Source organism: Aromatoleum evansii (genome assembly GCF_012910805.1).
Taxonomy (GTDB): Bacteria; Pseudomonadota; Gammaproteobacteria; order Burkholderiales; family Rhodocyclaceae; genus Aromatoleum; species Aromatoleum evansii.
Window position 1 is genome coordinate 1 of record NZ_WTVK01000135.1, and the last position, 3,281, is coordinate 3,281.

The following is a 3,281-nucleotide window of genomic DNA, read 5'->3' on the forward strand; positions in this document are numbered from 1 at the left end:
GGCGCTTGGCGCCGCCCTTGACGACCGCGAGCGCGAAGGAGTGGCCCAGGTTCGGGCTGTAGTAGCTCGACGTCACATGCCCGACCATCGGCATCGGGATGCGGATCTCCTTCTCGAGCACGATCTGCGCGCCCTCGTCCAAGACCAGCTGCGGGTCGAGCGGCTTGAGGCCCACGAGCTGCTTGCGGTCCTCGCGCTGCGTGTCCGGGCGCGTGAGCGCGCGCCGCCCGATCCACGAGAAGGGCTTCTTGTAGCCGACGCACCACTGCATGCCGAGGTCTTCCGGCGTCATCGAGCCATCGGTTTCCTGGCCGACGATGATGAAGCCCTTCTCCGCGCGCAGCACGTGCATCGTTTCCGTGCCGTAGGGGGTGAGACCGTACTTCTCGCCCTTCTCGAACAGCGCCTGCCACACGTGCATCGCGTGGTGCGCCTGCACGTTGATCTCGTAGGAGAGCTCGCCGGTGAAGGAGATGCGATAGACGCGGGCCGGGACGCCGGCGACCGTGCCTTCGCGCATGTCCATGAACTTGAAGTTGTCGCGCGCGAGGTCGATGTCGTCGGTGAGCTCCGCGAGGAGCTTGCGCGCGTTGGGGCCGTTGATCGCCATCGCCGCCCAGTGGTCGGTCACGGAGTTGAAGTACACCTCCAGCTCCGGCCACTCGGTCTGGTGCCACAGCTCCATCCAGTCGAGCACCGCCGCGGCGCCGCCGGTGGTGGTGGTCATGTGGAAGTGGTTCTCGCCGATGCACGCGGTCACGCCGTCGTCCATCACCATGCCGTCGTCCTTGCACATGAGGCCGTAGCGGCACTTGCCCACGTCGAGCTTGGTCCACGCGTTGGTGTACAGGCGGTTGAGGAACTCGCGCGCGTCCTTGCCCTGGATCTCGATCTTGCCCAGCGTCGAGGCGTCGAGGATGCCGACCGACTCACGCACGGCGCGGCACTCGCGCTGCACGGCCTCGTGCATCGTCTCGTTGCCCTGCGGGAAGTACCACGGGCGCATCCACTGGCCGACTTCCTCGAACTTCGCGCCGTGCTCGACATGCCACGCATGCAGCGCCGTGTAGCGGCGCGGATCGAAGAACTCGCGGCAGTGACGGCCGGCGATGGCGCCGAAGGTGATCGGCGTGTAGTTCGGGCGGAAGACGGTGGTGCCGGTCTGCGGGATCGTCTGCTTCAGGCAGCGCGCGGCAATCGCCATGCCGTTGATGTTGCCGAGCTTGCCCTGGTCGGTGCCGAAGCCCATGCCGGTGTAGCGCTTGACGTGCTCGATCGACTCGAAGCCTTCGCGCGTGGCGAGCTCGATGCCGGCGGCGGTGACGTCGTTCTGCGGATCGACGAACTGCTTCGGCGCGCGCATCGCGGGTTTTACGTGCGGCACCTGGTAGAGCGCCGCCGCCTTGCCTTCGCGCAGCTTGGCGACCTTGGGCAGGACCGGCTTCTCGACCGCGAAGCCGGTGCGCTGCGCGGCGGCCGTGCCGGCTGCGGCGCCATCGGCGAGCGCGTCGCTGAGCGCGCCCTTGCCGTGCACGCCCCCCACCGGGGTCATGCCCGGCACCTTGCCGGGGACGAAGCCGAGGATGTCCTCGCGCCACTCGGGGCGCGCGCCGGTGTGCGCGGCCAGGTGCACGACCGGGCTGTAGCCGCCGGAGCTCGCGAGGGTGTCGCAGGCAAGCGTCTCGACGCGGCCCGCCACCTTGAAGCCGCCGATGTCGATGCGGGCGACCTGGGCACCGGTGACGCGCTTCTTGCCGTTCGCCTCGATCACCGCGGAGCCGGGGATGATGCGGATATTGCGCGAACGGGCCTCATTGACGAGGTCGCCCTCGGGGTGCTCACGCGCATCGACGATCGCGACCACTTCGCGGCCGGCATCATGCCAGTCGAGCGCGGCGCGGTAGGCGTGGTCGTTGGCGGTCGACAGCACCAGGCGCTTACCCGGCGCCACGGCGTAGCGGCGGATGTAGGTCGACACCGCGCCCGCCACCATGCAGCCCGGCACGTCGTTGTTGGCAAAGACCAGCGGACGCTCGTGCGTGCCGGTGGCGAGGATCACCTCATGGGCGCGCACGCGGTGCATGCGGGCGCGCACCTGGCGGCGGCCGTTCACGCTCGGCGCGAGGTCGGCGAGGTGCTCGGTGCGGCGCTCGTGCAGGGTCACGAAGTTGTGGTCGTGGTAGCCGTTGGCGGTGGTGCGCGGCAGGATCAGCACTTCGGGCAGGGTCGCCAGTTCCGCGAGCACGGCGGCGACCCAGGCCGAGGCCGGGCGGCCGTCGATGAGCTCGCGCGTGTCGAGCAGCGAGCCGCCCATCTCTTCCTGCTCGTCGCACAGGATCACGCGCGCACCGCTACGGCCGGCGGCGAGCGCGGCGGCGAGGCCCGCGGGACCGGCGCCGATCACCAGCACGTCGCAGTGACGGTTGATGTGGTCGTAGATGTCCGGATCCTTCTCCCTGGGCGTGCGGCCCAGGCCCGCGGCCTTGCGGATGTACTTCTCGTACTTCGGCCACAGCGAGGCCGGCGCCATGAAGGTCTTGTAGTAGAAGCCCGGGGGCATGAACTTGCCGCCGACGCTGCCGATCACGCCCATCAGATCGCGGTCGACGTTCGGCCAGCCGTTGGTGCTCGTGGCGACCAGCCCGCCGTAGAGCGCCTGTTGCGTGGCGCGCACGTTCGGCACCTGGCCGGCTTCGGTCGCGCCCAGTTGCACGATCGCATTCGGCTCCTCGGCGCCGGCGGCGACGATGCCGCGCGGGCGGGAGTACTTGAAGCTGCGGCCCACGACATCGACGCCGTTGGCGAGCAAGGCCGAGGCGAGCGTGTCGCCGGCGAAGCCCTGGTAGTCGACGCCGTTGAAGCTGAAGCGCAGCGGGCGGCTGCGGTCGATGCGCCCGCCCGTTGCGAGGCGGTTGGCTTGGCGATTCTGCTGGCTCATTTGGCCGCCCCTTTGTCAGCGGTGACCGAAGGCTTCTGGCCGACCTTGTAGGTTTCGAGGATCTGGTAGCTCATGGTGTCGCGCGTGATGTTGAAGAACTTGCGGCAGCCGGCGGCGTGGTACCACAGCTCGTGGTGCAGGCCGCGCGGGTTCTTGCGGAAGAAGAGGTAGTTGCCCCAGTCCTCGTCGCTGGTCGCTTCCGGTTCCACCGGGCGCGCGATGTGGGCCTCGCCCTTGGGGCGGAACTCTTCTTCCTCGCGGGTTTCCGCGCAGTGCGGGCAGTAGATGTGCAGCATGGTGTCCTGCTCCTCCTCAGTGCGCGACGCCCGCGGCGCCGTGTTCG

At 69.1% G+C, this 3,281-nt stretch carries 2 protein-coding genes; both read right to left on the bottom strand.

All coding sequences use genetic code 11. The annotated features are described in order from the left end of the window. The coding region (locus GO615_RS27370) for a sarcosine oxidase subunit alpha family protein (RefSeq protein ID WP_169133004.1) at positions 1–2,938 on the bottom strand (2,938 nt) is incomplete at its 3' end. Then, positions 2,935–3,281 (bottom strand): sarcosine oxidase subunit delta (locus GO615_RS27375; RefSeq protein ID WP_246262512.1); only part of this gene is annotated, 347 nt, incomplete at its 5' end. The genes GO615_RS27375 and GO615_RS27370, both read right to left, overlap by 4 nt.